The sequence below is a fragment of the Candidatus Phytoplasma pruni genome (genome assembly GCF_013391955.1).
Taxonomy (GTDB): Bacteria; Bacillota_I; Bacilli_A; order Acholeplasmatales; family Acholeplasmataceae; genus Phytoplasma.
Genome location: NZ_JABUOH010000014.1, coordinates 1 through 5,352 on the forward strand (window position 1 = coordinate 1; position 5,352 = coordinate 5,352).

Annotated in this window: 7 protein-coding genes; all 7 read left to right on the plus strand. The window is 38.0% G+C overall.

What is annotated here, in order from left to right; all coding sequences use genetic code 11:
• Nucleotides 1-447, plus strand: a 447-nt coding sequence (locus HR065_RS00455; RefSeq protein ID WP_178733957.1) for a DUF2963 domain-containing protein, incomplete at its 5' end; no start/stop codon positions are given.
• Between the two features lie 39 nt (nucleotides 448-486).
• Entirely contained in the window at nucleotides 487-1,041 is a 555-nt protein-coding gene (locus tag HR065_RS00460) for a DUF2963 domain-containing protein (protein WP_178733958.1), read from the plus strand.
• Complete coding sequence (locus HR065_RS00465) at nucleotides 977-1,810, plus strand: DUF2963 domain-containing protein (RefSeq protein WP_178733959.1); 834 nt, start codon at nucleotides 977-979, stop codon at nucleotides 1,808-1,810. Before HR065_RS00460 ends, HR065_RS00465 begins: the two co-directional genes overlap by 65 nt.
• Nucleotides 1,811-1,843: 33 nt before the next feature.
• A complete protein-coding gene (locus HR065_RS00470; protein WP_178733960.1) occupies nucleotides 1,844-2,317 on the plus strand; it encodes a DUF2963 domain-containing protein in 474 nt (157 codons plus the stop codon).
• A 71-nt stretch (nucleotides 2,318-2,388) separates the two neighbouring features.
• Nucleotides 2,389-3,897, plus strand: coding sequence for a replicative DNA helicase (locus HR065_RS00475; protein WP_178733961.1), 1,509 nt, complete (start codon nucleotides 2,389-2,391; stop codon nucleotides 3,895-3,897).
• A 204-nt stretch (nucleotides 3,898-4,101) separates the two neighbouring features.
• Nucleotides 4,102-4,599: a Panacea domain-containing protein gene (locus HR065_RS00480; protein ID WP_178733962.1), complete on the plus strand. Its 498-nt coding sequence runs from the start codon at nucleotides 4,102-4,104 to the stop codon at nucleotides 4,597-4,599.
• Between the two features lie 5 nt (nucleotides 4,600-4,604).
• A complete protein-coding gene (locus HR065_RS00485) occupies nucleotides 4,605-4,946 on the plus strand; it encodes a hypothetical protein (protein WP_178733963.1) in 342 nt (113 codons plus the stop codon).
• The last annotated feature ends 406 nt before the right edge of the window (nucleotides 4,947-5,352 follow it).

Consider the following 5,352-nt stretch of genomic DNA (forward strand, 5'->3'; position numbering starts at 1 on the left):
AACCACATCAAAGACTACGACCCCATATCCCACAAAAACACCAAAAACACTTATTATGGGTCTGGCGGTATTCTCGCCTGCATCGAAGACTACGACCCCATCACCAACAAACTCATCAAAGAAACCTACTACTCCCGCTCCAAAGGCTCCATTCGCCGCATCAAAGACTACCACCCCCAAACCGGCAACCGCACCAAAACCACTACTTACAACCTCGACGACACCATCAACTACATCAATGAATACAACCCCCAAAACAATCATTACACTAAACAAACCTCTTACCACCCCAACGGCTCCCTTCACTATATCGCCGACTTCGATTCCCTAGGTAAATACAACGGCACCCGCTACCCCTCAAACATCTCCATCGAAGAAAAAATCACCGCCGAAAAAACCCGCCAGCTCGCCCTCCAAGAATACCACTCCACCCAAAACAAAAAATAACATCCAACAAAAAACAAAAACCAAAGGAGAAAACAATAAATGACAAACAACCACAAATCACACGTTCAGGCAGAACAATCAACCCCCAACAACAGAACAACCACCCACATCAACAGACTCAAAAACAAAGTCATCACCGAATACAACCATTTAGATCAAATCATCAAAAGAACACATTATTCATCTCATTTCAATCCCCCTGATTTCGACAATGAAAACAATTACTACCTATACTTCATCCAAGAATACGACCCCCAAACAGGAAACAAAACCAAAGAAATCAACTACTACTCCGCCGGCTCCGTTGAAGATATCTGGGAATACGACCCCATCACCGAAAACAGAATAAAATACACCTCCTATGACTTCGACGGCGGATGCTTAACCGAAGACTACAACCCCCAAACCGACAACGTAATCAAACGCACCATCCGCCGTTCCGACGGTTCTCTCGAAATGATCCGCGACTACGATCCTCAAACCGAAAAAGAAACCAAATCCATCCACTATCTCCCCGACGGAAAAACAATTGATTACATCATTATCTACAATCCCAAAAAACACGACCCCCAATCCCGCACCACCCACTATTAACACCACCCCCACATCAAATCAACCCACACCAACACACACGCTCCGGCAAATAAACACAACAACCCAAAAAAAACAAACAAAAAAGGAGAAAAAAATGACAACCAATAACCAAAATTACGATACACCAAAGTCCACAACCCACACCGACTCGTTCGGTTTTTGCATCATCACTACCTACAACGCCAACAAACAAAAAATCAAAGAAACCCACTACAAACCCAACGGCACCATCGGTTTCATCGAAGAACACAACCCCATCACCGGCAACATATCCAAATTAACTTCTTATCACCCCAATGGCGCCGTTCAAATCATCACCCACTACGATCCCATCACCAACCATGAAACCAAATACATCACCTACCGCACTGACGGCGCCATTCAATCTATCGTCAACTACGACCCGAATTCTGGCAAAAAAATCAATTCCATTTATTACAACTCCAACAATTCTCTCAACTACATCAACGAACATGATCCTCAAACCCACAATCTTGCCAAAACTACTTGGTATAATCCCGACGGTTTCCTCTACTGCATCGAAAAATTCAATCCTAAAACCCCTTGGGAAGAACGTATCTGTACCCTTTATTTCTCTCAAACAACCCCCGCAGAAAAACAACACGCCCAAAAAATACAACACTCCGCCTTCCAAGAATATCAAACCACTCTCCAAGAGCAACAACTCGCCCTCCAATTATATCAATCCCTAAAACCAACAAAAACACATATAACACACACACGCTCCGGCAATCAACACAACAAATAAAATAAAAACCAAAATCAAAGGAGAAAACAAAAAATGACAAACAATCATAACAACAACGCTCAGGCAGAAAACTCAACCCCCAACAACAAAACCACCACCCACATCGACAAAAATGGCTACAAAACCCTCACCGTATATAATAAAAACAACCGAAAAATAAAAACAACCTACCACCACCCCAACAGTTCCATCGACTATATTGCCCACTACAACCCCACAACTAACAAAATAACCAAAGAATTTACCTATGAAGCCAACAGCTCCCTCTACTCTATCTCCGACTACGACCCTCAAACCGGCATTCCCATCGCAACCACCTACTACAAACCCAACGGCACTATTTGGTTTCGCGAAGAATACGATTTCCAATCCGGCGATCTACAAATTTACTACCTCTCACATTTCAACACCGAAGAAAAACAACAAATTCAACAAGACTATCAACGTGCCCAACAATCACACAAAAAATCCCTCGAATTATATCAATCCACAAAATCCAACATATAATCACCACGCTCAGGCAAAAAATCAACCCCCAACAATAAATCAAACCCCCAAATCAAAGGAGAAAACAACAAATGTCCATTTTAAATCCCGAACAACAAGCCTTACACCAATTAATCACCCTTATCCAACAAAAAGATCTAGAAAAACTCCAATTATTCAGTTCTTTAATAAAATCTAAACCCCTATTAAGCGACAAAAACCAAAAAATATTCAACGCCACCGAACATCTTTTCATCAATGATTCCTTAGCTAACAATCCCTTCAAATTATTCCAAAACAGAGAAGAAATGGTGGATGAAATCAAAAAATACATCATTAACAATTTCCCCGATGATTCATTTTATAACGATGATTTCACGTATTTAACCGACGAAAACCTCCATCCCAAATCAATGCAATTCATCGATAAGCTCCAAAACATCTCCACCAAAGAACAACTTTTCAAAAAATTAATCGAATACACCCGACCAACACACGAAAACGCCGACCCTCATCAAAAAGAACAATACTACGATAATATCTTCAAAAAACTCAAAGAATTCGTCTTCTCCCTACCCAACGATGAGGACAAGTCCCTCATGACGGTCGGCGAAATGGCTCAACAGTTCCCCGAAATATTTGATGCATCCGCAGAAGCAAAAGCCAAAATAGAAGAAGAATACTTCCATTTATCCGACAATTTTAAAACATTAAATCGCGCAACTAAGGGCTTCAAACGCGGACAAGTCATCACCATCGGTGGATCCACAGGATTAGGTAAAACCGCTTTCACGTATCATTTAATCAACGACCTGTCCCGTGTCAAAGTCAAAGAAACCCAGGACTACCCCCACGTGTTAGTATTCTCTTTTGAAATGGGAGCAGACGAAAACATCACCAGATTAAGCGCTCAGGAAACCAAAATCCCCTTACACACTATTTTAGAAAAAGATTTCAATAACATCACCCAAACAGAATACGAACACAAAATGAAACTCGCTCAAACGCATTTCAGCCAACTAAACCTCACGTTCAGTTACGAAAAGTCTCATTCCCTCACCTATATCAAAAATTTATTATACAAATTGAAATTAAATAACAAAATCGATATCGTCATTTTGGATCACTTACAAATCACCAAATCTATCCAATACCAAGATAACGACCGTTTAGCAATAGACGAAATCATGACAAGTTTAAAAAACATGGCCCAAGAATTAAAAATCGTAGTCATCATTTTATCCCAATTCTCCCGTGATTCATACAAACCAGGAACCCAACACACTCCCAACGTCGCTTCTCTAAAAGGCAGCGGAGGAATAGAAACCAATTCCGACATCGTTCTCACTATGTCAAAATGGCAACCCCATTGGGACTTACAAAAAACAAAAGAAAAAGAAGTTAACTGTTATAACCCCTATGATACTCAATTAATCAATAATTTCGCCCACCACCAAAAAGAAGACAACCACGAATTCATCGAAGTCAACATCCAAAAAAACCGCTCCGGCACTAAAAAAGTCCTAGTCTATCTTTTTGAAACTGACATTCAATCTTTCCAAGAATTAGGTTATGTGGAAAATGATACCAACAACAATTAACCAACCCCCCATCCTCAACCAGACCCCGCCCCCCGGGGTCTTTTCCTTTAAATAACCCAAAAATACACACACCACGTTCAGGCGTTTCCACAATGTCAACAAACAATCAAACACAACAAAAAAATCCACCCATTTATTGTCAAAAAAACCAAAAATTAATATATAATAATATTAAATAAATCAAACAAAAAAGGAGAAAACAACATGTTAACAAAAACACTCAATTCAAGAATAAAAAAAACCAACCCAAAAATTAGTATTTTTGATGTTACCAATTATATCATCCAAAACACTCCCCATCCCATCACAAACATGAAATTACAAAAAATGGTTTATTATGTCTATGCAAAACATTTAGTCGAAAAACAAAATCCCATCTTTACGAATGAAAAAATCGAAGCTTGGCTACATGGTGCTGTTTTTCCACAATTATATAACGAATTCAAACATAATACATGGCAACCAATAACTAAAACCACCCCCAAAGGCAATACAGAAAATTTAACAAAAGAATCTCGAAAAATCATCGACACAATTATCCAGAAATACGGCGACAAAACTGGCGATGAATTATCAACATTAAATCATCAAGAAAAACCTTGGCAAATAAGTTGGGATAATAATGATGATTGGTCTAAAAATGTCATTTCAGACGAAACAATATTAAAATATTTTAAAAATAAATTACAAAAAATCAATTAATAACAATGAAAACGCAACCAAAATTTCGTTATTCTTTTGTTAAAAAACACGATCCTTTCAAATATTTCAAACGTTTTAAAATTAAAAAATTTTTTGATGATGTACTTTATCCGCTAGATAAAGCAATCCAACATTCATCTTTTATAGATGTTGAAAAAAGTAATTTGCGTTTTCATGAAGTTCCAAATATCAAACTTATTCAAGCTGGTTTTCAAAAAATTATAGAATTTGCTGAAGGGAACGCAATTCATCAATTAAAAACTACCGAACAAAGTCGTTTATTAGGTATAAAAATCAATTATGTTTTTTATATTCTTGGCTTTGATCCTAATCACGATATTTATTAATAAAATAAAAGCTATTTTAGATACTTTTTTATCGTTGAAACAACCCAATGAATCCAATTATTGAATTAATTGCAAAAAAATAATTTAAACATTATTTAAAAAACCAAGACTCTCCCCGAGAGTCTTTTTTTTATCGCCAAAAAATAATCATTAACCCCCCAGACCCCATCCCTCGGGGTCTTTTTCATTTCAATAAAATCATCAACCCACACCATCCAACCAAATCACCAACCTCCAATAAATCAACAACCGCCCACCACACCCCACGCCCCGGCATCCCCACATTCAACCCCAAAAGAAAGGAAACTCAATCAATGAATTCTCAAAAAGCAAACAAAATACGCCAAGATTTTTCCATGCATGTCTTATTAAAAAAATTAAACATCTTACCCCCTCATTCTCATCC

Excerpts from the sequence above, each read along its gene's own strand:
- HR065_RS00460 (WP_178733958.1), top strand. The coding sequence starts at position 487 with ATGACAAACAACCACAAATCACACGTTCAGGCAGAACAATCAACCCCC.
- HR065_RS00480 (WP_178733962.1), top strand. The coding sequence starts at position 4,102 with ATGTTAACAAAAACACTCAATTCAAGAATAAAAAAAACCAACCCAAAA.
- HR065_RS00470 (WP_178733960.1), top strand. The coding sequence starts at position 1,844 with ATGACAAACAATCATAACAACAACGCTCAGGCAGAAAACTCAACCCCC.
- HR065_RS00485 (WP_178733963.1), top strand. The coding sequence starts at position 4,605 with ATGAAAACGCAACCAAAATTTCGTTATTCTTTTGTTAAAAAACACGAT.
- HR065_RS00475 (WP_178733961.1), top strand. The coding sequence starts at position 2,389 with ATGTCCATTTTAAATCCCGAACAACAAGCCTTACACCAATTAATCACC.